Source organism: Gillisia mitskevichiae, from assembly GCF_003634585.1.
In the GTDB taxonomy this organism is placed as follows: domain Bacteria; phylum Bacteroidota; class Bacteroidia; order Flavobacteriales; family Flavobacteriaceae; genus Gillisia; species Gillisia mitskevichiae.
In genome coordinates, this window is record NZ_RBLG01000008.1 from 1 (window position 1) to 24,214 (window position 24,214).

Annotated in this window: 27 protein-coding genes; 2 read left to right on the top strand and 25 right to left on the bottom strand. The window is 30.5% G+C overall.

The genetic code is table 11. The features are described 5' to 3' along the window. Positions 1-219: 219 nt before the first annotated feature. Positions 220-780, bottom strand: a complete 561-nt coding sequence (locus BC962_RS15715) for a hypothetical protein (RefSeq protein WP_121346987.1) — start codon at positions 778-780, stop codon at positions 220-222. Positions 781-821: 41 nt separating this feature from the next. Next, positions 822-980 carry a hypothetical protein gene (locus BC962_RS16405; RefSeq protein WP_183075528.1) on the bottom strand — a complete coding sequence of 53 codons (159 nt, stop codon included), beginning with the start codon at positions 978-980 and terminating at the stop codon, positions 822-824. Positions 981-1,193: 213 nt separating this feature from the next. Between BC962_RS16405 and BC962_RS15720 the strand changes: the two genes are divergently transcribed. Further along, positions 1,194-2,207, top strand: a complete 1,014-nt coding sequence (locus BC962_RS15720; protein WP_121346988.1) for a TlpA disulfide reductase family protein — start codon at positions 1,194-1,196, stop codon at positions 2,205-2,207. A 730-nt stretch (positions 2,208-2,937) separates the two neighbouring features. Here the strand turns inward: BC962_RS15720 and BC962_RS15725 are convergent. From BC962_RS15725 to BC962_RS15780, 12 genes are all read right to left on the bottom strand, one after another. Continuing rightward, complete coding sequence (locus BC962_RS15725; RefSeq protein WP_183075529.1) at positions 2,938-3,735, bottom strand: DUF695 domain-containing protein; 798 nt, start codon at positions 3,733-3,735, stop codon at positions 2,938-2,940. A 222-nt stretch (positions 3,736-3,957) separates the two neighbouring features. Next, a complete protein-coding gene (locus BC962_RS15730) occupies positions 3,958-4,410 on the bottom strand; it encodes a hypothetical protein (RefSeq protein ID WP_147405665.1) in 453 nt (150 codons plus the stop codon). Positions 4,411-4,597: 187 nt separating this feature from the next. Further along, on the bottom strand, positions 4,598-5,263 hold the full coding sequence (locus BC962_RS15735; RefSeq protein WP_121346991.1) for a DUF2441 domain-containing protein: 666 nt from the start codon (positions 5,261-5,263) through the stop codon (positions 4,598-4,600). A 160-nt stretch (positions 5,264-5,423) separates the two neighbouring features. Beyond that, a complete protein-coding gene (locus BC962_RS15740; protein ID WP_121346992.1) occupies positions 5,424-5,792 on the bottom strand; it encodes a helix-turn-helix domain-containing protein in 369 nt (122 codons plus the stop codon). An 11-nt stretch (positions 5,793-5,803) separates the two neighbouring features. Beyond that, entirely contained in the window at positions 5,804-6,100 is a 297-nt protein-coding gene (locus BC962_RS15745) for a type II toxin-antitoxin system HigB family toxin (RefSeq protein ID WP_121346993.1), read from the bottom strand. A gap of 233 nt (positions 6,101-6,333) precedes the next feature. Then, positions 6,334-6,666, bottom strand: coding sequence for a hypothetical protein (locus tag BC962_RS15750; protein WP_147405666.1), 333 nt, complete (start codon positions 6,664-6,666; stop codon positions 6,334-6,336). Positions 6,667-6,921: 255 nt separating this feature from the next. Then, a complete protein-coding gene (locus BC962_RS15755) occupies positions 6,922-7,239 on the bottom strand; it encodes a type II toxin-antitoxin system RelE/ParE family toxin (RefSeq protein WP_121346995.1) in 318 nt (105 codons plus the stop codon). Beyond that, positions 7,230-7,466, bottom strand: coding sequence for a hypothetical protein (locus BC962_RS15760; protein ID WP_121347044.1), 237 nt, complete (start codon positions 7,464-7,466; stop codon positions 7,230-7,232). Before BC962_RS15760 ends, BC962_RS15755 begins: the two co-directional genes overlap by 10 nt. 209 nt (positions 7,467-7,675) lie before the next feature. Further along, positions 7,676-8,398: a hypothetical protein gene (locus BC962_RS15765; protein WP_121346996.1), complete on the bottom strand. Its 723-nt coding sequence runs from the start codon at positions 8,396-8,398 to the stop codon at positions 7,676-7,678. A 249-nt stretch (positions 8,399-8,647) separates the two neighbouring features. Next, on the bottom strand, positions 8,648-9,190 hold the full coding sequence (locus tag BC962_RS15770) for a hypothetical protein (RefSeq protein WP_121346997.1): 543 nt from the start codon (positions 9,188-9,190) through the stop codon (positions 8,648-8,650). A 212-nt stretch (positions 9,191-9,402) separates the two neighbouring features. Beyond that, positions 9,403-10,059, bottom strand: coding sequence for a hypothetical protein (locus BC962_RS15775; protein WP_121346999.1), 657 nt, complete (start codon positions 10,057-10,059; stop codon positions 9,403-9,405). Positions 10,060-10,235: 176 nt separating this feature from the next. After that, positions 10,236-10,655, bottom strand: coding sequence for a DUF3592 domain-containing protein (locus BC962_RS15780; RefSeq protein WP_121347001.1), 420 nt, complete (start codon positions 10,653-10,655; stop codon positions 10,236-10,238). A 104-nt stretch (positions 10,656-10,759) separates the two neighbouring features. Between BC962_RS15780 and BC962_RS15785 the strand changes: the two genes are divergently transcribed. Continuing rightward, positions 10,760-11,149 carry a hypothetical protein gene (locus BC962_RS15785; RefSeq protein WP_121347003.1) on the top strand — a complete coding sequence of 130 codons (390 nt, stop codon included), beginning with the start codon at positions 10,760-10,762 and terminating at the stop codon, positions 11,147-11,149. Positions 11,150-11,362: 213 nt separating this feature from the next. On the opposite strand, the gene BC962_RS16530 is transcribed toward BC962_RS15785, so the two are convergent. The 11 genes from BC962_RS16530 to creD form a co-directional block, all read right to left on the bottom strand. Further along, positions 11,363-12,100 (bottom strand): DUF6090 family protein, encoded by a 738-nt coding sequence (locus BC962_RS16530; RefSeq protein WP_121347005.1) that lies wholly within the window; start codon positions 12,098-12,100, stop codon positions 11,363-11,365. A 210-nt stretch (positions 12,101-12,310) separates the two neighbouring features. Further along, entirely contained in the window at positions 12,311-12,775 is a 465-nt protein-coding gene (locus BC962_RS15795; protein WP_121347007.1) for a hypothetical protein, read from the bottom strand. Between the two features lie 383 nt (positions 12,776-13,158). Beyond that, positions 13,159-14,400 carry a WD40/YVTN/BNR-like repeat-containing protein gene (locus BC962_RS15800; protein ID WP_183075530.1) on the bottom strand — a complete coding sequence of 414 codons (1,242 nt, stop codon included), beginning with the start codon at positions 14,398-14,400 and terminating at the stop codon, positions 13,159-13,161. 514 nt (positions 14,401-14,914) lie between these two features. Then, positions 14,915-15,571, bottom strand: coding sequence for a hypothetical protein (locus BC962_RS15805; RefSeq protein ID WP_147405667.1), 657 nt, complete (start codon positions 15,569-15,571; stop codon positions 14,915-14,917). Positions 15,572-15,730: 159 nt separating this feature from the next. Beyond that, positions 15,731-16,195 carry a hypothetical protein gene (locus tag BC962_RS15810; protein WP_121347012.1) on the bottom strand — a complete coding sequence of 155 codons (465 nt, stop codon included), beginning with the start codon at positions 16,193-16,195 and terminating at the stop codon, positions 15,731-15,733. 211 nt (positions 16,196-16,406) lie between these two features. Beyond that, positions 16,407-18,242 (bottom strand): phytoene desaturase family protein, encoded by a 1,836-nt coding sequence (locus BC962_RS15815; RefSeq protein ID WP_121347014.1) that lies wholly within the window; start codon positions 18,240-18,242, stop codon positions 16,407-16,409. Between the two features lie 349 nt (positions 18,243-18,591). Continuing rightward, positions 18,592-19,371, bottom strand: a complete 780-nt coding sequence (locus BC962_RS15820) for a DUF1828 domain-containing protein (RefSeq protein ID WP_121347016.1) — start codon at positions 19,369-19,371, stop codon at positions 18,592-18,594. Further along, positions 19,371-19,868, bottom strand: a complete 498-nt coding sequence (locus BC962_RS15825) for a hypothetical protein (protein ID WP_121347018.1) — start codon at positions 19,866-19,868, stop codon at positions 19,371-19,373. Before BC962_RS15825 ends, BC962_RS15820 begins: the two co-directional genes overlap by 1 nt. 626 nt (positions 19,869-20,494) lie before the next feature. Further along, positions 20,495-21,796, bottom strand: coding sequence for an AIPR family protein (locus tag BC962_RS15835; protein WP_121347020.1), 1,302 nt, complete (start codon positions 21,794-21,796; stop codon positions 20,495-20,497). 160 nt (positions 21,797-21,956) lie between these two features. Next, positions 21,957-22,367, bottom strand: coding sequence for a hypothetical protein (locus BC962_RS15840; protein WP_147405668.1), 411 nt, complete (start codon positions 22,365-22,367; stop codon positions 21,957-21,959). Between the two features lie 173 nt (positions 22,368-22,540). Beyond that, positions 22,541-23,875 (bottom strand): cell envelope integrity protein CreD, encoded by a 1,335-nt coding sequence (creD, locus tag BC962_RS15845; RefSeq protein WP_121347024.1) that lies wholly within the window; start codon positions 23,873-23,875, stop codon positions 22,541-22,543. Between the last annotated feature and the right edge of the window lie 339 nt (positions 23,876-24,214).

Consider the following 24,214-nt stretch of genomic DNA (forward strand, 5'->3'; position numbering starts at 1 on the left):
AGAGAGGATTGATATAGCTAATAAATTTTGTAATCTTTTTGTTCTTCTCAATTTCATAATTTTTTTTAGCTTGTTGCCAACGGTCTTGGTTAAGGCAAGTAGCGTGGAGTAGGGACGCGTTCTTGTCGGATTTGTTGTTTGTTACTTGGTGTCTAAATTAGCACTTTTCACCTAATTGCCCGCTATTTGCGCTTAACCGATGTTGTACCACGTTTTTTATCAGCTTAAGACTAGTCCAAATAGAATTAGAATCATAGTTGAAATTAATAAAGGTTGTTTTACTATATATATTCTAGATATATTATTCCAGTTATTCATAAACATATAAATAGGTAAAAAATATAGAAATATTCCATATTCCTCTTCTAGGTTTAAGCTAAATCCATCAAAATTAAATTGAAAGTAAATTTGATAAAATCGGAGCAATACTAAGAAGATTATTCCAAAAGTGAAAATTGCGTTTATTTGCGCATATTGAGTTTTTAATTTTTCCTTTCTATTTTTCACTTTAATATTACTCATCCAAATATAGGTTGTAAAACAAAATCCAATCGATGCTGCTATTAGTCCGATTAAAAAGGAATTGTAAAAAGTGAGTTCTGAATTTAAAAATTTTGTCCAATTTCCATCAACAATAGCATACGTTATATCTTTGGTTTTAGTTAAAAGTCGCAGAAGAATATTAATTATAAAACCATAACCAAATCCAATTAAAATTCCTGAGTAGAATCGAAATTTTCCAATTTCTATAATTTGGAATTTAGATTTTATTTTTCTCAATGGGTTGAAATTTGATAATCTTAATTAATTCAATTAATGGTTTAGAAAAAATCAGAGTATTCTAGTTTTCCATTTTTCATCATTTGTTCTACAGCTCTATCAAATTCAGAATGCTCATAAGTAAAGTTACTTGGGATTTCCCTATTTGACCAAAGTTGGTAAAGTTCATTTTCAGCTTCTTCTTTTGTCATTTTACTCATAAATCTCTTTTTTAGTACTAAACTCAAATGTGGTACAACGGTCTTGGTTAAGGCATGGTGCGTGGAGTAGGGACACTTTCTTGTCAGCTTAGTTGTTTGTTACTTGGTGTCTAAAATAGCTCTTTTTCGACTAAGCCCGCTATTTGCGCTTAACCGATGTTGTAAACTGTAGCGAAACATAAAAATTCATTATATTTCTAAAAATAAATTTAAATGAATTACTCCAAATTTATTGCACTCATCGTTATAATTCTTTCAGTTTCATGCGAACAAAATCAAACTAAATCTTTTTCTCTTACTGGTACAACTTCCAACATTCCAGATTCCACCTTAGTTTTCTTTCACAACTTATTTAATGGTAAATCTATTGATTCTGCAATTGTATTAGATAATAAATTTCAATTTGAAACTAAATTTGAAAAATATCCTAATTGGGTAATGATGCATACTTTAGGTGAACAAGACTTTACTGAAGTATGGGTTGAAAATAGTCCGATGATTTTCGATGCATCAGATTCAAATTTTAGTGATGGTAAAATTTTCGGATCTAATTCGCAAAAAGTAGCGAATGAATATGACAATATTGACTGGTTTTCCAAGCAGTCCGATGAGTCGAATCTCTTAAAATTAACGTTTGTAAAGGAGCATTCAAATTCAATCATTGCAGCAAAAGTCATTGCCTTTAACGCTGATCGGTGGGGTAGAGAGAAATCTAAATTACTTTATGATGGTTTGTCGCCAGAAATGAAGAACAGCATATTTAAAGAACGAATCGGCAAAGTAATTAATTCTAAACAACCTACTCTTGGAACTAAATATGTAGATTTCATTTTAAAAGATACCTCAAGAGTTAATCAACAATTTTCTAAATTAACTGGCGAACTAACTTTATTGCAATTTTGGGCAAGTGGGTGTGGATACAGCAGGATGGATAATCTTTACCTTAAAGAGGCACATCGATTATTTTCTAAGAAAGGATTTGAAATAGTTGGGGTTTCAATTGATAAGGATAAGTCACAGTGGAAAAATGCCATAATAAATGATTCTCTTTCCTGGATAAATCTAAGTAGTTTAAAAGGTGAGAATGGAGAAGTTAAACAAGCATATGGAATTTTTTCTACTCCAAATAATTTTTTATTCGATTCCAATGGAGTTTTGATTGCCAGAAGTATCGAGGGTGAAAATCTAGTTGAAGAAATTGAAGATTATTTCAGCAATAAAAATTGATAAACTCAGGAGTTTCTTGAGCTATTGTTTACAACGGTCTTGGTTAAGGCAAGTAGCGTGGAGTAGGGACACGTTCTTGTCGGCTTTGTTGTTTTTTTCTAAGGATCTAAAATACACTTTTTCGACTAAGCCCGCTATTTGCGCTTAACCGATGTTGCATAGTGTTACGATCTTCAAAATATGTTGTTTTGTTGTCATCGTTTTTATGTCATTTTAATCTTTTCTAAATCTCAAATAAATTTTTCACGTCTGAGTAAGAGTCAGTTTGAATTCTTTTTTGGTTCTTATTATTTTGTCATTTTTCACGTCTGATTGAAAGTCAGAGTTTTCATGCTTGAGTAAAAGTCAGAATAAAAAGTGGAATGCATCTGTTTTTACATTTTTCAGGTTCGAGTAAGAATCCGCGCACTGATTTTAGTATTATTCAATTTTTCTAATTTTAACCTTTGTAAACTTTTCACATAAACCTCAGATTTGTGTAGTTTATATTTTTCACTAAATTCTTGAAAAAGTCAACGCAACAGTTGCGTGAGATTGGTTTTTTAATTTAGGAATTGTTTTTTTTTTGAGTTTTTCATTCTGAGTAATACTTTGCAACGGTCTTGGTTAAGGCAAGTAGCGTGGAGTAGGTACGCGTTCTTGTCGGCTTAGTTGTTTTTTACTTGGTGTCTAAAATAATACTTTTCACCAGAATGCCCGCTATTTGCGCTTAACCGATGTTGCCCACAGTTTATTGTTCTTCAGAAGTCTCCCAGCCATCATAATCACCATTTAACATTCTTGCTTTTTCAAATAATTTTAGTGTGTGTTCATCAATTTCATTGTATCCAATTTTATCAATTCTTGAAATTGAAATCACATATTTATAATTTATAGATGGTTCCGCTTTTTTCTTAAGGTTAATTTTATAATTATTTGATATAGCGAATTTTTCAAACTTTTCTAAATCTTCTTTATTATTAAAATATACCCAATGAACGACTTCTCTTTCTTTGGTTAAATTATCGCCTTTTTTTTCTAGTTGTTCAACAACTCTTCTGTTTTGAATAATTTGCAATTGTGAGGGATTCGGGTAAAGGAAGTTAAAATATCCATTCCAAGTTTTATCTTCATCTATTCCAAAAGCAAATTTATATTCGGGATAATTTCTCATTACATCAACAACAGCTTTTTCAAAATTACCATTATCGGAATAGAAATATAAATCTCTTAATCCATTTGAAGTTAATCTTCCGACATATGTGTAATTAAGTTTTTCAGCCTTTAAATTATCAATGATATCATCTTCTATTTTCCACAATTTCTCGGCTTCCTCATTATCAGAAAGTCCATTTTCCTTAGGATTGAGCATTTTTATTGAAACGTAAATGACATTTTCTTGATTTTCAATTGGAGCAATAGAATTTAAATTTAAGTCTGTTGAAATAGAACTTAAATTATTGTCAACATTAGAAAAATAAAATGTCCAATCTGGTTGATATTTATTTACTGATTTCTTTTGTCCAAATATGTTGCTGAATATTCCCATTGTTAAAGTCAGAAGTAATATTGTTTTTCGGATCATAGTTTAAATTGTGGGCAACGGTCTTGGTTAAGGCAAGTAGCGTGGAGTAGGGACGGCTTCTTGTCAGCTTTGTTGGTTTTTACTTGGTCTCTAAAATATCACATTTTAACGGAATGCCCGCTATTTGCGCTTAACCGATGTTGTAATTTGTTGAGTTGTTTAGTTGAAATGTATATTTCATACTTTTTATAGCTTATCTATATTATTAGTACTTAAAACCATTATTCGGTTAACCGGTATTATTTTAAAATTATTAGAAGTGCTATCTAAGATTATCAAATTAAATTCAAAGACTTTTTGTCTATTCAATAAGTCCAATTCATTTTTTTCTCGGTTGACCATCTCATTCTCAAATTTTATAAGTAACTCATTTTTTGGAATAATTTTAAAATCATCAATTTCACTTAAATTCAGAGTTTCTGATTCCTTATTTAAATCCTTTTTTAAATAAATAAATTTCGATTGATCGCAAATATAATATGAGCCTTTATTCGTATTTATTTCAAATGGGACAGATTTAGAATTATTATCATTTTTGTCATATATGATATAAAGTCTTTCAGGTTTTCTAGGTATCAAAATTAAAATCATCAAGATTACTATTATTATAGAACCTATTAAATATTTATACTTTTCCACTCGTTCCTTTATTTGAAATTTGAACAGATAATTTCGCTTATATGTTCTACTGTAATAAATTACAACGGTCTTGGTTAAGGCAAGTAGCGTGGAGTAGGGACACGTTCTTGTCGGCTTAGTTGTTTTTTACTTGGTCTCTAAAATATTACTTTTCATTGGAATACCCGCTATTTGCGCTTAACCGATGTTAGCTACCGTATTTGTTTTTTAGTTCTGATTTATCAATTTCATTTTTAAGTTCAATTGTACCTTCAAGTAAATATTCAAATTCAGGGTTTTTATCAAATGGGATTCCTTGCCAATATTTTTTAATTGCAATTTTGTTTCCTGTTTTTTCATATTCAGTAATCCATTTTGAGTCAGCTTTATGGAATAATAAATTACAAGTTATTTTTACAGGAGCAATTTTGAAATTATTTTTCTTGTTGAACATATTCTTAAGCATTGTTCTTCCTTCGTAACTATCTTCCGCTAAATATATAGCAATTAATCTACTTGGAGAATTCGGGGAAATTTCACGTCTTATTTTTTCAAATTCGATTTCGATATTTGCGATTAACTCACTTTTTATTATTTGTGCTTCAGAAATAGGTTTAGGATTCTTTATGCCGTATTGAAGTCTAAATCCATTTTTTGACATTGATGTTATGGCAATATTTGACATTCTTGGAGAAGAAAAACCGCTATAAGAATGAGGGTTTTTCATTAATTCATCAATATCTAAATTATATATAGGATGTAAACTTTTGTAAGTGAACAAATTAGCTATAGAAGGAGAAGAAATCATACCTGTTTTTCCAAAATTTAAAGTGACTAGAAAATCATCAAGGTTAATAAAATAAATGAATTTCATAAATGTTGGATTTATATGGTAGCTAACGGTCTTGGTTAAGGCAAGTAGCGTGGAGTAGGGACGCGTTCTTGTCGGCTTTGTTGTTTTTTACTAGGTATCTAAAATACACTTTTTCGACTAAGCCCGCTATTTGCGCTTAACCGATGTTACCCATTGTTTTTTACTTAGTGATATTGTAATTATTCACTAGAACTGAAGCTGAGATATGTAAAATCCTTTCGAGTTCTCTTATCATATCTACAGTCAATCTTTTCTTTTTGTTTAATATTTCTGAGACTCTACTTTTTCCACCAATTACACCAACTAGATCTTTCTGTTTTAAGTTCATTTCCTCCATTCTAATCTTTATAGCTTCTATAGGATCAGGAGCATCAATAGGATAATGTTCATTTTCAAAGTTGTCAATTAACATTGAAAGAATCTCTGCTTCATCACCCTCTTTTGTGTTGGCAGGTGCATCAAATATCATTTCAAGTCTCTCAAGAGCTTTATCGTAGTCTTTTTCTGTTTTGATTGGCTTAATATTCATAATCCTAATTTTTAAATTGTGTCAGCATCTATTTTATCATATTCTGCGTGTGTTCCCACAAATCGAATAAATGCCCATTGTCTCAAATAATTAAACTTTACAATTAGTCGATATGAGTTTCCTTTAATATTAAAAACAACTCGACTGTCTTTTAAAACACTTGCATTTATATATGTCATCTTAACATCATTTGGAGAATTCCAATTCGAGGATTTAGCTGTCTCATACCAAGTTTTTAAATACTGTTCTGAATCTGCATGTTTTTCCCAGAATTCCCTCAATGTTCTTTTCGCAATTATTCTTTTCATCTAATAAATTCTAATGCAAAGATATATAAAGTTCTCAAAAAACGAACTTATTTAATGAAATTTTTTCTGAAAAATAATGGGTAACGGTCTTGGTTAAGGCAAGTAGTGGGAGTAGGGTTGCTAACTTGTCGGCTTAGTTGTTTTTTACTTGATGTCTAAAATATCACTTTTCACCGGAATACCCGCTATTTGCGCTTAACCGATGTTGGCTAATGGTTTTATTACTAAAAATATTAATTTAGACTTTTCAATTTCTCATTAAGACAAGCCAGAGATTCCTGGTCAATTAATGCTGTATCTATTCTGAGTTCTTTTTCATCAGATTTAAGAATATATTCACCAGCAAATTTCTTTATAATTTTTATTTCTTTTAATTCCATTTTCTTAGAAAAGGGAGAATTAAGATATATCATTTCATTTTCAATTGTCAGATATTGATTTAAGTATTGATATGCGTAAGTGGTAATAAATAACAGAGGTAATATTATTCCAATGCTCTGAGACCATGTATTGAATTCATTAAAGAAGAGATTAGCAATTAATAATACAAACCAGAGAACAATCATAATTAACAAGGATCTTGTGCGTTTTTTTTTATATCTGATAATCATAAAATGTGCTCAATTAAATATTTATAATTGTTCCAAAGTTAATCAACGGTTTTCTATAAAACTATTTGCCAACGGTCTTGTTTAACGTAAGTGGCGTGGAGTAGGGACACGTTTTTGTCGGCTTTGTTGTTTGTTAATTGGTCTCTAAAATTAAACTTTTCACCACAATGCCCGCTATTTGCTGTTAAACGATGTTGGCAACTGGCTCTTTTATTCCGAACGATTAATCTTTATTGGATTTTGATGTGTATCAAAAATATCAACTATTTCAATTTGATTTGCATTTTCATTCATCCAATAGATTATCTTGTAAGATTGATGAACTAAATATCGAAACCCTTGATTTCTATCAACTAATAAATCTTCTATTCGACCAATTTCTGGTTGCTTTCTAAGTCGGTTGGTTTCTTGTACAATTTTACGGGTTTCATTCTTTGCAACCCTCAAACTGGCGTTTTCTTTTAAGTAATTGAAATTTTTTTGTAATTCTTTTTTGGCGAAGTCTGTCCAGAATATTTCTATTTCCATTTTTCAATTTCAGATAGTAAATCCGTTGCTTTTGTCAATTTTCCTTCACGAGAATCTTTCAAAGATTTGTCGATTCTCTTGTTGAATTGACCTAAAGTCATTGGTTCTAATATTCTTGTCATTTTCTTTTCCTTTTTTAAAACTTTTTCAAGTCGAGAAATAGCTTCCTCACTTTGTAGCTTTAAAAATTCTTGTATAAATTCAATTTTTCTAGCTTCTAATTCCATTTTTCGGCTTTTCATCAAATTTACGAATTCTATTTTAATCCTTAAATATTCTTTTTTGAGTTCAGATATGCTTGTTGCCAACGGTTTTGGTTAAGGCAAGTAGCGTGAAGTAGGGACACGTTCTTGTCGGCTTAGTTGTTCTTTACTTGGTATCTAAAATAGCACTTTTCACTAAAATGCTCGCTATTTGCGCTTAACCGATGTTGTTGCTAGTTTTTTATTATCAAATATTCCTTAATATCGGATAATTTATATTCAATATTTATAAACGGCATTGCTGCCCTTAAAGCGTGAATCATATAACAATTTTCAATTATTTCAATACGATCATTGAAGAGTGCAAATTCATCAATTTGAAAAGAGCTATCGCATTCGTTATATCTTTCTAAGATGAAATTATAAGTTCTTAAATCTAGACCTTCATCAACTTCAAGCTGTTGTTTTAATTCTTTTCTATTTTTTTCATATTGTTCTGATTTTCGGGAGTATATATCCTCTTTCAGATATTCAAGTTCAAGGATATCTGAAAGCTTTAAAGCTTTACCATTTATAGTAGAGTAATTGTAGTAATTACTCCAGGTTTCGCAATATGCTCCGCAACCTTCTCCGTTAATTTCCAATGATAGAATTCCATTCTTATTATAATTTACATCAAAGTCAAATGAAACTACACCATATGAAGCCCATTCATTTAATGTGGAATCAATACTGGCGGTAGGCATTTCATTAAGCGTCACTTTATTTTTCAAATCATAATTAATTAATGAATCAATCTTTTTATCGCCTGTTCTAATTAAAGGATAATTCATTTGAGTGGAATTTAGATCGTTAATTCTCTCACTCAAAATAATTTTCAAAGTGTCTATTTGAACATTTTGCCCAAAAATATTTATACTGAAAAACAGAAAGGATAAAATGATAAGTATTTTCATTCTTAAAAAAATTAGCTACAACGGTCTTGTTTAACGCAAGTGGCGTGGAGTAGGGACGCGAACTTGTCGGCTTTGTTGTTTGTTATTTGGTGTCTAAAATATTACTTTTTCCTGAAACACCCGCTATTTGCTGTTAAACGATGTTGGCTGTAGTCCTTTCATCCAAGTTTATCTTCATTCTTCAGTATCATCATTTGTACGTTAATTGTGTTTAAACTTCCTGATTTAATTTTAAGTAGATCAATTAGATTAGGGCTTATTGAGTGTGGTTAGATTTATATTAAATCTTCCGTCTGTAATATGAACTTTATTACTAGGATTCTCAGGATCTGTGAGAGTTATCTTCTGAAATTCTCCGATTAACAAACTATCCTGCACATCAGTTATTTTTATATATTCATTATTCTCTTCTTCTTTCGTAACGTAGAATATGGAATTCCAATCTCCAATGATTACAGATGTAGGTCTTTCTCTAGGGATTTGGTTCGGATATTCTAGATCTACATTTTGTATTAAATAATTTCCTGGTTGCTCAACGCTTTCTATTAAAATGTAAATATTTTTATCGGATCGATTGTCGACATTAATAATCCAAGCACCATCTCTTTTATATGCATTTAAACCGTATTGAGTACCAGAAGGAAAATGAGTGAAATTTTTTGGAATATATTTTTTCCCATTCAAACGGGCAAAAAAAGAATTTTCACCACTTGTAGGTAGTTCGTCTTCTGCACTACAAGAATGCAAAAGGATACCTGTCAAAACAATAAATAAAATTTTTATGAATTTCATAAGATGATGTTTTTAGAGTTAAATTGATTATTTGTTCTTTTCTAATAATCTTTTTTTTTGGATTACAGCCAACGGCTGCGGTTATCGCAAGTTGCGGGAGTAGGGACGCGGACTTGTCGGTTTAACCATTTTCTTTCCTGGTTTCTAAAATTACAATTTTTCCTCGATCACCCGTAATTTGAGATGAACCGCTGTTGTGTGCTGTTGTTTTGTTACCTCACACGAATCGCCTCAAATGAATTAGCAATGATGTACGGTTGTTTTAAATAAAAAGTATGAGGACTTACAATTTCATTTCCAAAAATTAGCAATCCCAGATCTTTCTTATTAATTGCTCTTTCTTGCATCGCAATTTCTTTCTTAATCTCAAATCTCAGATCGTAATCTTCACATACTTTTTTTATTACATTTAATAAGGGCTCTGGAATTTCTTTGTATTTCTTCTTTTCATTTTTGAAATAATCCTCAAAATTCCAAAAAAGATCAGTTAGTTTAATCCAATTGCCGGAAGCCTTTTCAAGTTCTATCAATAGATTCCCATAAAATTCTCTAATATCAGCAGGAATACCAGTTATATAACATTCAATTTTTTTTTCTGTAAAATTCCAAAGTGATGGATGGTTATTTAAAATTGCCATTTTTACATATGGCATAAAAAATCTATTATCAAGGTTTTCGCTTTTTACATATCCGTCACAAGTTATTTTCCATTCTTCATATTCGATAGGAATATCATAACTGTTTTGATTAATTGAATAAACAACTTCTAATCTATTTTCGGAGGTTATTAGCTTTTTTGATTCAAGATAAAAATTACAGTCATTGTAAAATTCATTGGTATTTGTTCTTTCAATTAGGCTATTTATCATAAAATGAAATTAGAATTTTTGTAAACAATAGCATCACAACGGTCTTGGTTAACGCAAGTAGCGTGGAGTAGGGACGCTTTCTTGTCGGCTTTGTTGATTTTTGCTTGGTGTCTAAAATAGCACTTTTCACCAAATTGCCCGCTATTTGCTGGTAACCGATGTTGTAACCAGTATTTTTATTCCTTTTTAAGATTGTTAATTCGGGCTTTCATTTTTTCTTTTATTAAGTTTCTTTTTTTCATATCTAAATCTGTTAATTCAAAATCCATAAATGCATTTTCTGGATTATTAGGATCAAAATAAACAACATGTTTTAGACCAATACATTTTCGTGTTCTTTCACAGTCAGTATATACAAAACCATTATTCACAAATTTTGAGTATTCAATTCCGTTCACATTATATTTATAATAGATATAATAAGACTCTGATATACCAAAAATTTCATGGTTAGTTATTTCTCCGATTACATAATTATTTTCTAATCTCAATTGATGTTCATCTTTGTCATTCTTAATAGTTTGATAAATTGAATAAATTAAGACAAGTGCTATAAGTGGAATTAGAAATAGGTTTTCTTTTTTGTTATTAAGCATTTAAATCTAATTAGAAAATTTGATAATGGAAAATCAAAATTTTACCCAGTAATCATCTAGGAGATTATTGATATATTTATTAAAATTAATTTTATTAATATAATTTGGAATTTCTCAATAATAAAAAATATAAACTTTTTGGATTAGTATTATTTGTTATTCTAGCTTATTTCATAAGTTCAAAAACTGAAAAGGTTAAGAATAATGAATTTAGTCAAAATTCGGAGGAAACCGAGGCTACCATTATAGATTATCAAATTAAAGGTGCTGGAGCCGGTCTAGATCATATAATTACATTTGAATATCAGATTGATAATCAATTTTATCAAAAGACAGTGAATACTTCTATTTGGTTTACTAACTGCTATGAATCAAGGGAATGTATTGGGAAAATATTTATTTTATATTATAAATCTGATAATCCTAATGATGTAAGAATTGATTTTAATCGTCCAATTCGTAATTTTTCAAAAATTAAGAAAATAGACTCTTAATTTTTTTTCAAAAAATGAACTATAATTTTATAGTTCGGAAATTTCGTTAAAATATTGGTTACAACGGTCTTGGTTAACGCAAGTGGCGTGGAGTAGGGACGGCTTCTTGTCGGCTTTGTTGGTTTTTACTTGGTGTCTAAAATAGCGCTTTTCACCGGACCGCCTGCTATTTGCCCGTAACCGATGTTGTGCTTTCGTTATTTTTGAACTATTTTATTCATCTTCTAACTTTTCATCTATTAAATCGATGATTTCTAGACTGTTGGTTTTATATGATTTTAAATCTGGGATATACCCTTTGTAATACATTTCATAAAGTACTTTAGTTGTGTTTCTATAGCCAAAATCGGTTAAGGCATATTCTATGAAAGCATCAGTATAATTGGGAGAACCCCTAAAGTTAACATCAGCAAACCAAGGTTGTGTATATTTTAAATTTTCTAAAAAGGAATTTGTATTTGTGGCTAATTCCTGTAAATCAACAGAAATTTCATTCGTTAAATCTAAATACAAACTATTTAATTTGATTGATAAAGAATCACTAGAGGTGTTGTTTTGTTGGTTGTAGTTTTGTAGTAGTTCACTACCGTTTTTTCTTAATTTAATTTCAGGGAATCCGAAATTTACATATATGCAATTTTTACAATTTTTAAAATCTTCTTTTTTTCTTGTTTTGTTAATAATTGCCAAATACTCTTTTTCCATAGGTTGCGAAGAATTAACAATTTTATCAATGTTTTTTATGTCTTGCTGTAAATCTGCTTTTATGGTTGCATAAATATTTTTTAACACTTTTTTTTGTTGCTGTTCTTGGTTCCAATTGTTTATTGAGAGAGCAATTAAAATTCCAATAACGACAAGAATTATCTCTCCAATTGCGTAAATCAGATACTTGCTGAATTTATTTTCAGAGAGTAAATTTCGCCTAATTTTTCTAAAGAATTTAATCATGAGAAGAGTTTGGTTTCTCTAAAGATATGACTTTTATGTAATTAGGCTGTTTAAATAATGAAGCACAACGGTCTTGGTTAAGGCAAGTAGCGTGGAGTAGGGACGCGTTATTTTCGGCTTAGTTGTTTGTTACTTGGTGTCTAAAATAGCACTTTTCATCAGAATGCCCGCTATTTGCGCTTAACCGATGTTGTAGCCAGTTTTCAGTTCTTAGTTTTCGTGTTGGTCAACTTTAATTACTTTTCCATTATCGAAATAAATATCGAGAACATCTGGATCAATATTCACAAGACCTGGAAGATGCCCAAGATCATATGAAATGTGGTTATTATCATATGAATAGAAATCATCACCTAATAATTCTACAATTTCAACTTTTGATTTTCCTAACAAAAGCTTACTCTCTATAATATCTTCTGACATTTTAAATCTTTCATCTTTTTCCGTAATCCATTGTTGTTTGTCAAAATCTTGACTGGGATAATATGAAATTGAATACATCCATATCATGATTGATAAAACATACATTATTGGGCTTATAAAGAGAGTTATTACAAATGTGATTAACCATCTATTTTTCTCAGTTCCAAGTTTTAATTTTTTTAAAAATTCACGAATTAAAAAATAAACTGGAAGAGAAATTAATAATATTATAATCGGAACTTCGATACCCATAAATTAATGTTGTTTATTAAAAATCAGATTTTGTTCTTTATTCGATTTTCGCTAATTGGCTACAACGGTCTTGGTTAAGGCAAGTAGCGCGGAGTAGGGACGCAATCTTGTCGGCTTAGTTGTTTTTTACTTGGTCTCTAAAATAATACTTTTCACAAGAATGCCCGCTATTTGCGCTTAACCGATATTGTAAATTGGGGCGACTAGCAAATCGTGAACTTTTATATGTTGGTCTGAATGATGGTGTTTTTTGACTCTTAGATTATGATTAAAAATCTAAATCTATGGATATTTAATTCTGATATTTTTCACAGGAATACTCGCTTTTGGTAGAATTAAGGTTATTAGGTATTTGGTACAAAATAATATTATGATATATAGATTTATTTCATATGTCCAACCGCTATTCCATTAGTATCGTTAGTAAAATAAATTGACTGAATATAATAATTAGTCCCAGATTCTTGTTCCGTCCAATTTTCACCACTATCAGTTGTTTTAAAAATGTCTCCATCAGAGCCAGCTACGAAACCCGTTGTTTCATTCGTAAAGAAAATAGTTGTCAATTCATAATTTAAATTTCTAGTATTCACCTGCCAATCAGATTCTGCATTTGCGGCTTTATATATGAACCCCCCGTAGCCCACGGCATACATTGAACCATCTGAATTAGTACATAATTCATTTAATCGAAATGCACTTACTAGTTGTTGGTTCCAAGTGGAACCTCCATCATTTGTATTATAGATCCCCCGAAATCCAGCAGAAAATCCGGTATTTGTATCGGTAAATTTGATAGAGTTTGATGACTTTCTATAAGGGTCATTATCTAATTCCCATTCTTCACCTCCGTTAAGAGTTTTGAGGATTATTCCATTTTGTCCTGAAATAAAACCAATGTTTTTGTCCAAGAAATAAACAGAATTAAGTTCTTCGTTAATTCCTGATTCTTGAAGTATCCAGTTATTTCCTCCATCATCTGTTTTTAAGATGGTACTATGATTTCCTACCGCATATCCTGTGTTTTCATCAGCGAAAAACACATCAAATAAAATATATAAACCTGTATTCTGTATTGACCAATTATCTCCTCCATCGATCGTTTTGATAATTTTACCTAGACCACCTACTGCATATCCTATTGACTCATTTACAAAATACGTAGAGTGTAAGTTACTTATGTCGTTAACCCGTATACTATTCCAATTTTCTCCACCATCAGTTGTTTTTAATATAATCCCATAACTTGAATTGGTTTCTTCTAAAGTTTTGATGACTATTTCAGTTCCATAACTGATCCCAATATTATTTTTTGCATAGGGACGAACAAAATATGTAGTATTCGAATCTAGATTTTCTAAATTACTTGTAAAACTCTCCATTCCATTCCCTTCTTCTGTTTTGTAATTTGTTACATTAGGATTAGAATTTGTACTCCAGCATACTCCTTTTTGTATTATTGGGGTATTTCCATTATTTAAAATTTTACTACTAATAATTGCGGAATTAAAAGTAATATCCTTAACTAGAGACTTTTCAAATGTTGCTAATTCAAAGTTTTCATGTACTTGTGCCTTTTCATCTTTGCTACAACTAAATGTTAATATGGAAAGTATTATTGCCAAAAAATATATTCTATTAAAAATCATTATATATAAGTATTGAGGTTATTATTTTTTTTGTGAATAGTATTTCTGAAAGCTGAAAGGGCACATTAATCAGGACGAAATTATCATTTTTAATTTGATAGAGTGAAATTTTATATAAAAAAATCTTAATTAAATAACATAATACTTAATGATTATTATAATAATAATTTTAAAAAATTCAATCTAATATATTATGCTTTTCAATTTATGTTGAATAATGCCAGATTTTAGAAAGCTTTTAAATTTCAAAGTCATGAAAATTTTGCTGAAAATTAATTTTCTCATGCTAAATTTAATCATGTTCTTTTTGGAATCTTTTGGAGCCCTTGTTTACAACGGTCTTGGTTAAGGCAAGTAGCGTGGAGTAGGGACGGCTTCTTGTCGGCTTAGTTGTTTTTTACTTGGTGTCTAAAATAGCACTTTTCACCAGAATGCCCGCTATTTGCGCTTAACCGATGTTGTAAAACGTTTTTTACTACTTTATTTTTTTTTAAGTGCTCATTTCAATGTCTTTACTTTTTAACTTTCCTGTAATGATTTTTTTATACAAATTGAAATATAAATCAACAATTAGGCTTTTGTCTGTATTCAATGTTAATTCATAAGAATCATCAATTATATAAGTTTCATCATCATTTCCTTTAACTAAGTTTAGTGTGATTTCATTTTCTAAACCTGAGTTTAATTGAACTTGATTATCAGATGAATTTATCTGAACACCATTAATTAAATTTTCATCTTCACTTTCTGGATAGCTATGAATTCTAAATTTAAATTCTATTTGCTCATTTTTTGAGGTTTTTACTGAAGTTTGAATATTAACGCTATCAAGAAATTTCACGTTCTGATCAAATTCAATACTTAAATTATTGTTTTTCAAATTGTATTTACCAAAACCACTTTCTAAGATTTCATATAGCCTAGTTCCGCAAAATTGGTTTTTTGGATAAAATGTGGAATTTTCCGAAAAAGGAGATATATCGTTATATCGCGAATAAGAAACTTCATTTTTCGGTAGAATATTTATAACAGTTAATTTATCCTCTGATAAATATGTTCCTAGCTCAATTTTGTTTTGTGAAAATATCTGTAGTGAGAATACAAAATTAATTAATACAAGAATTATCAATCTGACTGATTTCATCATTAAAAATGTTTTTACAACGGTCTTGGTTAAGGCAAGTAGCGTGGAGTAGGGGCGCGTTCTTGTCGGTTTAGTTGTTTGTTACTTGGTGTCTAAAACATCATTTTTAACTTAAAAGCCTGCTATTTGCTGGTAACCGATGTTGTAGCCAGTTTTTAGTTCTTAGGTTTCGTGTTGGTCAACTTTAATTACTTTCCCATTTTCGAAATAAATGTCGAGAACATCTGGATCAATATTCACAAGACCGGGTGGATGCCCAAGATCATATGAAATGTGGTTATTATCATATGAATAGAAATCATCACCTAATAATTCTACAATTTCAACTTTTGATTTTCCTATCAAAAGCTTACTCTCAATAATATCTTCTGACATTTTAAATCTTTCATCTTTTTCCGTAATCCATTGTTGGTTATCAAAATCTTGTCTGGGATAATATGAAATTGAATACATCCATATCATGATTGATAAAACATACATTATTGGGCTTACAAAGAGAGTTATTACAAATGTGATTAACCATCTGTTTTTTTCAGTCCCAAGTTTTAATTTTTTTAAAATTTCACGAATTAAAAAATAAACTGGAAGAGAAATTAATAATATTATAATCGGAACTTCAATACCCATAAATTAATGTTGTTTTTTTAAAATCAGATTTTGTTCTTTATTCGATTTTCGTAAATTGGCTACAACGGTCTTGTGTATGGTTAGTTGCGTGTTTAAGCAACTAATTTAGTAAACAAAAACGAACGCGAGAAAATTCCGAAGGAATTTTCCAAATAAGCAACGACCAAAGCAATTAATTATACACGGTGTTGTGCTTTCGTGCTTTTTTTAACTAACCTATAGGACCATAAACAATAGCCTCATCACCAATGTCAATGAGTTCACAACTTTTTGAGAAGCTAGTCTTATCCGTTTTAATTTGAAATCTTAAGTTTTTGGTCTCCTTATTAGAATCTATCGATAGCCAGCGATAAGGTAAATCTAGCGTTGATTCTTTCGGGTTTATAAGTTCCAAAATAGCATGCTCACCGTTTAGATTTTCAAAATTGGCTGGTTTGGCAAAGGATAATTCAAGCGTTTTATCATCTATTTTTTTACGTTCAATGAGTTGAACCACCCTATCATCAACATACTTTTCATCATCACATTCTGACCAAATTTTATCCTTTTTCATTTGCAAGGCAGCCAAGAAACCTCCTTGGATTGCGCCTTCAAAACCGCCACCTGGGAAAGCCCACGCTGATGCAAAGTATAAGTTAGGTATCAAGAAATTGTTTCTAAATCGCTTATTTGCTATTTGGTCTTTAGTTTGGGCGTAACCATAAACCGAACCACTTGGGTTCGAGGTATAACGCTCAATGGTCTTGGAGGTAGCTACCTCGTAGTATTCAATACTATTTCGAATTCCCGGATACTGCTTTTCTAATCTCTGCAATAAAACTTGTGCTACTTCTTCTTTTTTTACATCGTAGTCTTCCTTATTTAAATTTTCCCAATCTTCGATATAATCTACAGCACAAATTACACCTTCAGATTTATTAGGTGGTGCGAGTCCAGCATCTACCTTGTTATAGTCCACAAAAATGAATCTGCGATTAGACCAATCACCGTGGTGGTTAGTTTTGATATCCTTTAATGCAGTTACATTATGTCCTTCGAAAACATTTGAGTAGTATTTTACACCAAACTTTTCGATATCTGTATTAAAACCGAGATACATACATAATAGTGAACATGAATTAGTTTTTGAACTGATTTTTTGTTGAAGTTCAGAACTATAAGGCTCATCCAACATAGACGGTACCACAGGAATGGCACAATTGGCTATGACATTGTCACATAAAATAGTCATAGGTTTTGAATGTTCATTAAAACTATCACGGAATGTAACTCCAGTTGCTTTTTCATTATTCAGAATGATTTTTTCAGCTCTTTTACCTAATAACACACTTCCGCCTTTCTTTTTTATGTAGGAAGAAAGATAATTAGAAAGCTGTTGTGACCCACCTTTTATAAAGTGGCCGCCATTCTCAATAAAGCCAGAAAATGGTATAGCAAAGTAGAACATTGATAGTGTATAAGGATCATCTCCCCAATAAACAAGGTGTGCTATGAGATCTAATTTTGCATTTTCATTTGTAATGTATTTATCTAACCAAGAACCAACGGTGTGTTTAGTTGCCTCTACTAAATTGGGATAAAGTAACGGCATCAATGGATAAATTAATTTTCGTTTTAAAGGTGAACGCGGTTGGTTGGTTGCTTCTTTTCTTGTTCCTGCAATCAACTTAAAAAAACGTTTGATACCTTTTTCATCTTCTGGATATTTATCTATTAGTGCTTTTGTAGCAGATTCATATCCATGTGGGAGCACAAAATCTTCAGTGTCAGAAAGGACTCCGTAAAATTCAGGCACTTTTTTAAATTGAACGTGTTGATCTACATCTAGCATTTTAAAAATTTGCGTAACTGAACCATTTTCAGTTAGTCCACTCATTTCATGTAAACCAACTTCTACAATGAAATCTCCTCTCTTGAAGGTGGTTGCACAGCCGCCAGGCTTGTGGTGCTGCTCTAATAAAAGAACTTTCTTACCAAACTTTGAGAGTGTCGCTCCCGCGGTTAATCCTGCCAGTCCACCTCCTATTATAATAGTATTGTATTTCATGACTAAAAAGGAATCTAATTAACTGATAATGTATTAGTTAATACGAATTTAAAACTATCAATTTAAATCCTTTTTATCAATGATAATTATCAGTTTTCTCCCTTTTTAAAAAAATTAGAAACTTGGATTTTGAGTTTTATTGAAAAGATAATTACAATGATAGAAGTGGAAGTTATTCCTTGTACCGTTACTTTTCTTGGCATGAAGCACAACGGTCTTGTTTAACGCAAGTGGCGTGGATTAGGGACGCAAACTTGTCGGCTTAGTTGTTTTTTACTTGGTCTCTAAAATAACACTTTTCATCACAATGCCCGACATTTGCTGTTAAACGATGTTGGGCTTAGTGCTTTTATCCGACCTTTCTCAAAATTTTTCTAGAAATATCATCCTCAGCATCAAGAGAAGCAATCATTTCTCCTCCAGCATTCGATAATCTTGCTAAATCTTGTTTTGGTATAGTAGATTGATCAGAGAATATCAAAATGCTATCAAAATCTGCTTTTACTCTAAGTAACCTTTCTAGAGTTATTGTCGTTAATCTAGCTTTGTCTCTGTTTGGGATGCCAAAAAGAAATAATGGCGCATGTTTTCCTTCTATAAAATAATCTATCGGATAATCTTGTGAATTATTGATAAGTGGAAAATTATAATCTTTTACAATTTTATCCGATCCAATAATTCTATAAAGTTGTTCTGTCAAATCTTCATAAAATGTTGATTCTGCTCTTGCACGATTTAAAAATGTTAAATCACTAATTTTAGTTAATGCTTGACCTAATCGAAAAATATTTTTGCTCAAATTATTTAACTCATCATCTATAAAGAATTCTCCATTATTTTCCTTTAACTCAAATTCAGAAATTATTTGATCAAATAATTTTCCTCGTGTTCCATCTCGAAATTTATCAATGTCATTTTCATAGCTTAAATGCATTAATGTATGTCCCATATCGGTAAGTCTGATTATACCGGCAGGCATTTCTTTGATATAAATTTGATATGGATCACCATCGGAAAAATAGAAAGGAGTATCAATCATAAGCAAGCTTTCGCTCTTTTCAATGATATTCACATCAGCGCACATTAAGGAGCACAATCTTTCTTTTAATATTTTCTTATCTAGATTCATTAATTAAATAATTTCGTCTGATTGGTTATATCTGATTTAGTTTCCAATCCAATAATATTACAGTCCATCATTAAACAGTGCAATGCACCATCTAATGTACTATATCTCTCTGTTTCTTCAGCATAACCTTCAGGTTTTCTATTAGCTAAAATATACTTTTCTGTAGCTATGTGAATATGACAAGCAAAGTTTAAACGAGTTTTTTCCAAATGATTTGGATGTGAGTGACTTGAACCATTATATCTCTTTAGTGTTAAAGTTTCACCATTGGAAGCTACCCAAGAAAGACCACATGAAAAATCATCTTCCATACCAGGTCTTAAGTTTTGTCTTTTATAAATTTCAAATTTATGATCCAAACCATCTGTGGATACTACAGTGAAATTTACTTGTTCCCTACCTTGCAAGTTTCTATTTCTTGCCTGAGGATTTGTTACTCGTTTTGAGCATTCTAAGAGCTCAGCAATCCTCTCATCAGTTATGCTTTCGAATGCCATAATTAGAATTGATTTTTTAAAAAGTTAAATGTTCATATTAAATCGGATCACGATAAGCATTATGCCCAACGGTCTTGGTTAAGGCAAGTAGCGTGGAGTAGGGACGAGTTCTTGTCGGCTTTGTTGTTTGTTTATTGATGACTAAAATATCACTTTTTGTTCAAAAGCCAGCTATTTGCGCTTAACCGATGTTGTGTACAGTTTTTAAACGGGATCTTGAAATAAATTAAGTGTTTGTCCAATTTGTGGGAATCCTTCTATATTAATTATTCCTTCTTTCATTTGTCTACAGTATTTAAAGTTTTTGAAAATAGATAAGGGAATTTATTATTTGGACTTATTTCATCATATGCATTCACAAGACGTTTAGTATATCGGTTGAAATCTTCACTAAATTCATTATTTATATAACCAATACTATCAAATTGTGGATTATATATTTTTGATTTGGAAATATTTAGGAACAATAGATGAGCAAGTAAATAAATTCCATGCGAATTTATAAGGCGTTCTTTTGAATCTAATTTTTTTACATTTTTCTCAATTTCCCTAAAAATATTGATAACGTTAACTAATACCGAGACATTTAAACGATCATTGAACAATTGATTGTAGGCCTTATCATCTCATAATTTACCTATTTCTCTTTTTGCATATGTTGAAAAGTCAATATCATCTTGAAAGCAAGCTAATGAAATTGTGGCTTCTTCGAAATAGAAGTTTTCATCATTTTTGATTAATTCTTTATCATCACGTTTAGTGTGATATTTCAAGCCGTTTAAATAAAAATCATGGATTAACCTTTTCTGTTGTTTATCTAAACTTACAAAATCCCTTTTTTCTATTTTATTTTGAGTATTACTGGCAATAGTTATTTGCTTATCAAAATGTTCAGGTGTATCTTCTAATGAAATAATTTTAATGAAAACTTGTGCGAGATTTACCTTTTCTGGTTGTTTATTAAAAGCATAATTTATTGCTCCTACTGTTTGAGCTCCATTTACTACAGTTAAATCAGTTAAGTGAAATTTCCCGCTTTCTCTTTTACCACTATTGTATTTTGATTTTTTTATTTCTTTACACAATAGAACAATTCCATTATTTAAATAGAAAAAATTCTCAGGATTTTTGACCAATGTGTTTATAATCTCATTATTTATAGTAGATAAACCAACAAAGGATCTGATGTTTTTGGAATAAATTCGACTACTGGCGGAATCTAGTAATTCTGCAATATGACCACAATTCACGGTACCATAGTAGGCTTTGAAAGGTTCACTACTATAACCCCAATGTAATAAATCTAATTCTGCATTAATTGGTTCTCCATCAACAGCATCTTTTAGGTCTGAATATGCATTTTTAAGGTTATATTCTTCAAAAAATATATCTTCATCTGTGTCATTAAACTCATCGACCTTATCAGTAATTAATGATTTGTTTTCGTCTGATATTTTATTTCCTGAATAAGCTAGTATTATTCTAATTTTTATGTTTGGCCCATAAATAGCTTCTTCGATTAGTTCTGAGTGTTGTTTTAATTTATCGTTAAAGTCAGCATAGTTTAAATGCAAAAGATCAGTAATCCCATTTACAAATTTTAAAATTTCGCCTTTATCAACTCCTCCATTTCCGTTTTTTATCCACTTAGATTGGCAAATAAATAACTGATTTTTACTATGTGAATAATAAACTGCATCTAGGCCATTATCTTGAAATCCATCTGTAATCGACTTTTTTAAATTACTGTATGGTTCCCCAGTTAAATTTTTAAGGGCATAAAGCAAATAAGATCGAGATAATATTATGTTCTGAAGTTCTTCTTCTTGAATATTCTTTTTTTCAGAACGAATCTCTTCAGGGTCAATATGTTCAACTACCTGTTTTTCTAATATTCTTTCAATTCTTTTTAATTGTATTATACTCATATTATAATGAAAAATTGTACACAACGGTCTTGGTTAAGGCAAGTAGCGTGGAGTAGGGACGCGTCCTTGTCGGCTTAGTTGTTTTTTAATAGGTATCTAAAATAGCACTTTTCACCAGAATGCCCGCTATTTGCGCTTAACCGATGTTGTGTGCAGTTTTTTATTCATAATTCAGGTCTTTTCTATATTCCGTTTTGGTTTTCAGCTTGATGTTTTCGTCCGTTTTAATTTTATCAAATTCCACTGGTTGAATTTCCGAAACATTTGACAATTCCATTATTGAGTCGTCTTTGTAGCCCAACTCTTTTGATTCCGCTTTTTTGTCAATCCGCCAATACTTTATTTCGTCTCCACTTTTTGAAGTCGCAAGAATATAGTTTTTATTAAATCCAACACTTTCAATGTCCTTTATTATGTAAATACTGGACTTATAAGGTTCGTCTGAATTTACAGGAATGACTATGCTGTTAAAAGCTGGTTCTACCATATAGTAAAAGTCAGAGCCTAAATCTATATCTCCATGCCAATTCAATTGACAAGAATTAAGAAATACTAAGGTCAAAATAATCATTAATCTATTTCTCAATTTTGTTGTTTTTTAATTGCACACAACGGTCTTGTTTAACGCAAGTGGCGTGGAGTAGGGTCAGGTTCTTGTCAGCTTAGTTGTTTTTTACTTGGTCTAAAATAACACTTTTCACCAAAATGCCCGCTATTTGCTGTTAAACGATGTTATAACCAGTATTAATTACTCAATGATTCTTTCTCATCTAAATTAATATTATACCAATCAATTTTTCTTGAATAATACATCACAATACATAGTATAATGAACATACCCGAGCTACCAATAAGTAAAGCATAGTCCTCAAGTTGAATTATAGTAAAAATGAATGAATACATTATAAATAATATCCCGAAAATTAAAAATCCTATCTGCTTGGATTTTAGAATTGCCATAGTATATAAGGATACTAGAGAGAGAGTTAAAATAGAAGCAATTATATACGCAAAATTGAAAGTGATATGTTCACTAAATGATAAAAGCAACACATAAAATACTATAATTGCCATACCGACTAATAAATATTGAATGGGATGAATAAAAACTTTTCTCATAATTTCTACAAAGAAAAAGGTCAAAAAAGTTAACGCTAAAAATAGTATAGCATATCTCGCAACTCGATAGGATTTCTTATAATTGTCAACAGGTAATAACAAATCTGTTCCAAAAGTGCTTATATCAATATTATATTTACTGCCCACCCATTCTTGTGGGTAATTTCTATTCAAATGAAGAATATTCCATTTTGAATCAAAACCATCATCTGTGACAGTTCTATCATCGGGTAAATATGTACCTGTAAAACTCGGAGTTGTCCAGTTTGATTTAATTCTAACATCTGTAGTTTTTCCTACTGGTGTAAAATAGAGATATTGACTTCCTTTTAAGTCTATTTCAGTTGAGAATAAATAAGTTTGCATACTATCATTTGCTATTGGTACAACAGCATTAATTCCACTTGAAATAATTTCCTTCGTTGATGTTCCTGAATTAAACGAAATATTTTGATTATTCCATTTTATGGATACCTGTTTCTCAATTCCTTTTAAATCATTTATACCAATATTAAGAGTTGCTTTGTCAAAATGAACATCCTTTTTGTCAATATCAAGATTTTTAAAATCAATATTATCAAAATTTCCTTCTATTTTAAGTTTAGATTCATAAACAACAACCTCATAAATACCTCTATTTCGTTTCTCTGGCTGGATAATACCCGAGATATTCAATTTTTCAGGTAAGAAATGAGCCCATTGTTTTATTTTAATTATTTCATTAACTGAATCTTTCTTGTTATACTTATTCACATATTTATCAAAAGGGATCGAAATAAATGGTCCTGAAATTGTTTGTCCTTTTCCCCATTTGGAGCTTACTTCATCAATTGCACTTGATTGAACCTGTTCTCTTTCATGAATTAAATTCTCCACCATTGATGTTGGAATCATCAATACTAAAATTAAAAAAATAATAATTCCAATTTTGAAGTAAATGTTTGACTTTAATTTTTTCATTTTCAGTAAATATTGGTTATAACGGTCTTGTTTAACGCAAGTGGCGTGGAGTAGAGACGCGTTCTTGTCGGCTTTGTTGTTTATTAATTAGTCTCTAAAATTACACTTTTTACCAGAATGCCCGCTATTTGCTGTTAAACGATGTTGTGGTGCGTATTTTGTTCCAAAAGTTCTTAGCTTGAATATTGATCAATAATTCGGCTATTATTATTCTGATTAAAAGCACTTTTTGTCAGATCTTGTTTTAGTCTAGTGGAAAATGGTATTGTTAAATAGATTTCATTAATTCTATTTGATTTTGATCAAAATAATTATTTTTTAGAGCCAACAGTCAGAATT

Coding starts and splice junctions, on each gene's coding strand:
- BC962_RS16405 (WP_183075528.1), bottom strand. CDS start 980: ATGAGTAAAATGACAAAAGAAGAAGCTGAAAATGAACTTTACCAACTT.
- BC962_RS15720 (WP_121346988.1), top strand. CDS start 1,194: ATGAATTACTCCAAATTTATTGCACTCATCGTTATAATTCTTTCAGTT.
- BC962_RS15725 (WP_183075529.1), bottom strand. CDS start 3,735: ATGGGAATATTCAGCAACATATTTGGACAAAAGAAATCAGTAAATAAA.
- BC962_RS15735 (WP_121346991.1), bottom strand. CDS start 5,263: ATGAAATTCATTTATTTTATTAACCTTGATGATTTTCTAGTCACTTTA.
- BC962_RS15740 (WP_121346992.1), bottom strand. CDS start 5,792: ATGAATATTAAGCCAATCAAAACAGAAAAAGACTACGATAAAGCTCTT.
- BC962_RS15745 (WP_121346993.1), bottom strand. CDS start 6,100: ATGAAAAGAATAATTGCGAAAAGAACATTGAGGGAATTCTGGGAAAAA.
- BC962_RS15750 (WP_147405666.1), bottom strand. CDS start 6,666: ATGATTGTTCTCTGGTTTGTATTATTAATTGCTAATCTCTTCTTTAAT.
- BC962_RS15755 (WP_121346995.1), bottom strand. CDS start 7,239: ATGGAAATAGAAATATTCTGGACAGACTTCGCCAAAAAAGAATTACAA.
- BC962_RS15760 (WP_121347044.1), bottom strand. CDS start 7,466: ATGGAATTAGAAGCTAGAAAAATTGAATTTATACAAGAATTTTTAAAG.
- BC962_RS15765 (WP_121346996.1), bottom strand. CDS start 8,398: ATGAAAATACTTATCATTTTATCCTTTCTGTTTTTCAGTATAAATATT.
- BC962_RS15770 (WP_121346997.1), bottom strand. CDS start 9,190: ATGAAATTCATAAAAATTTTATTTATTGTTTTGACAGGTATCCTTTTG.
- BC962_RS15775 (WP_121346999.1), bottom strand. CDS start 10,059: ATGATAAATAGCCTAATTGAAAGAACAAATACCAATGAATTTTACAAT.
- BC962_RS15780 (WP_121347001.1), bottom strand. CDS start 10,655: ATGCTTAATAACAAAAAAGAAAACCTATTTCTAATTCCACTTATAGCA.
- BC962_RS16530 (WP_121347005.1), bottom strand. CDS start 12,100: ATGATTAAATTCTTTAGAAAAATTAGGCGAAATTTACTCTCTGAAAAT.
- BC962_RS15795 (WP_121347007.1), bottom strand. CDS start 12,775: ATGGGTATCGAAGTTCCGATTATAATATTATTAATTTCTCTTCCAGTT.
- BC962_RS15805 (WP_147405667.1), bottom strand. CDS start 15,571: ATGATGAAATCAGTCAGATTGATAATTCTTGTATTAATTAATTTTGTA.
- BC962_RS15810 (WP_121347012.1), bottom strand. CDS start 16,195: ATGGGTATTGAAGTTCCGATTATAATATTATTAATTTCTCTTCCAGTT.
- BC962_RS15815 (WP_121347014.1), bottom strand. CDS start 18,242: ATGAAATACAATACTATTATAATAGGAGGTGGACTGGCAGGATTAACC.
- BC962_RS15820 (WP_121347016.1), bottom strand. CDS start 19,371: ATGAATCTAGATAAGAAAATATTAAAAGAAAGATTGTGCTCCTTAATG.
- BC962_RS15825 (WP_121347018.1), bottom strand. CDS start 19,868: ATGGCATTCGAAAGCATAACTGATGAGAGGATTGCTGAGCTCTTAGAA.
- BC962_RS15835 (WP_121347020.1), bottom strand. CDS start 21,796: ATGAGTATAATACAATTAAAAAGAATTGAAAGAATATTAGAAAAACAG.
- BC962_RS15840 (WP_147405668.1), bottom strand. CDS start 22,367: ATGATTATTTTGACCTTAGTATTTCTTAATTCTTGTCAATTGAATTGG.
- creD (WP_121347024.1), bottom strand. CDS start 23,875: ATGAAAAAATTAAAGTCAAACATTTACTTCAAAATTGGAATTATTATT.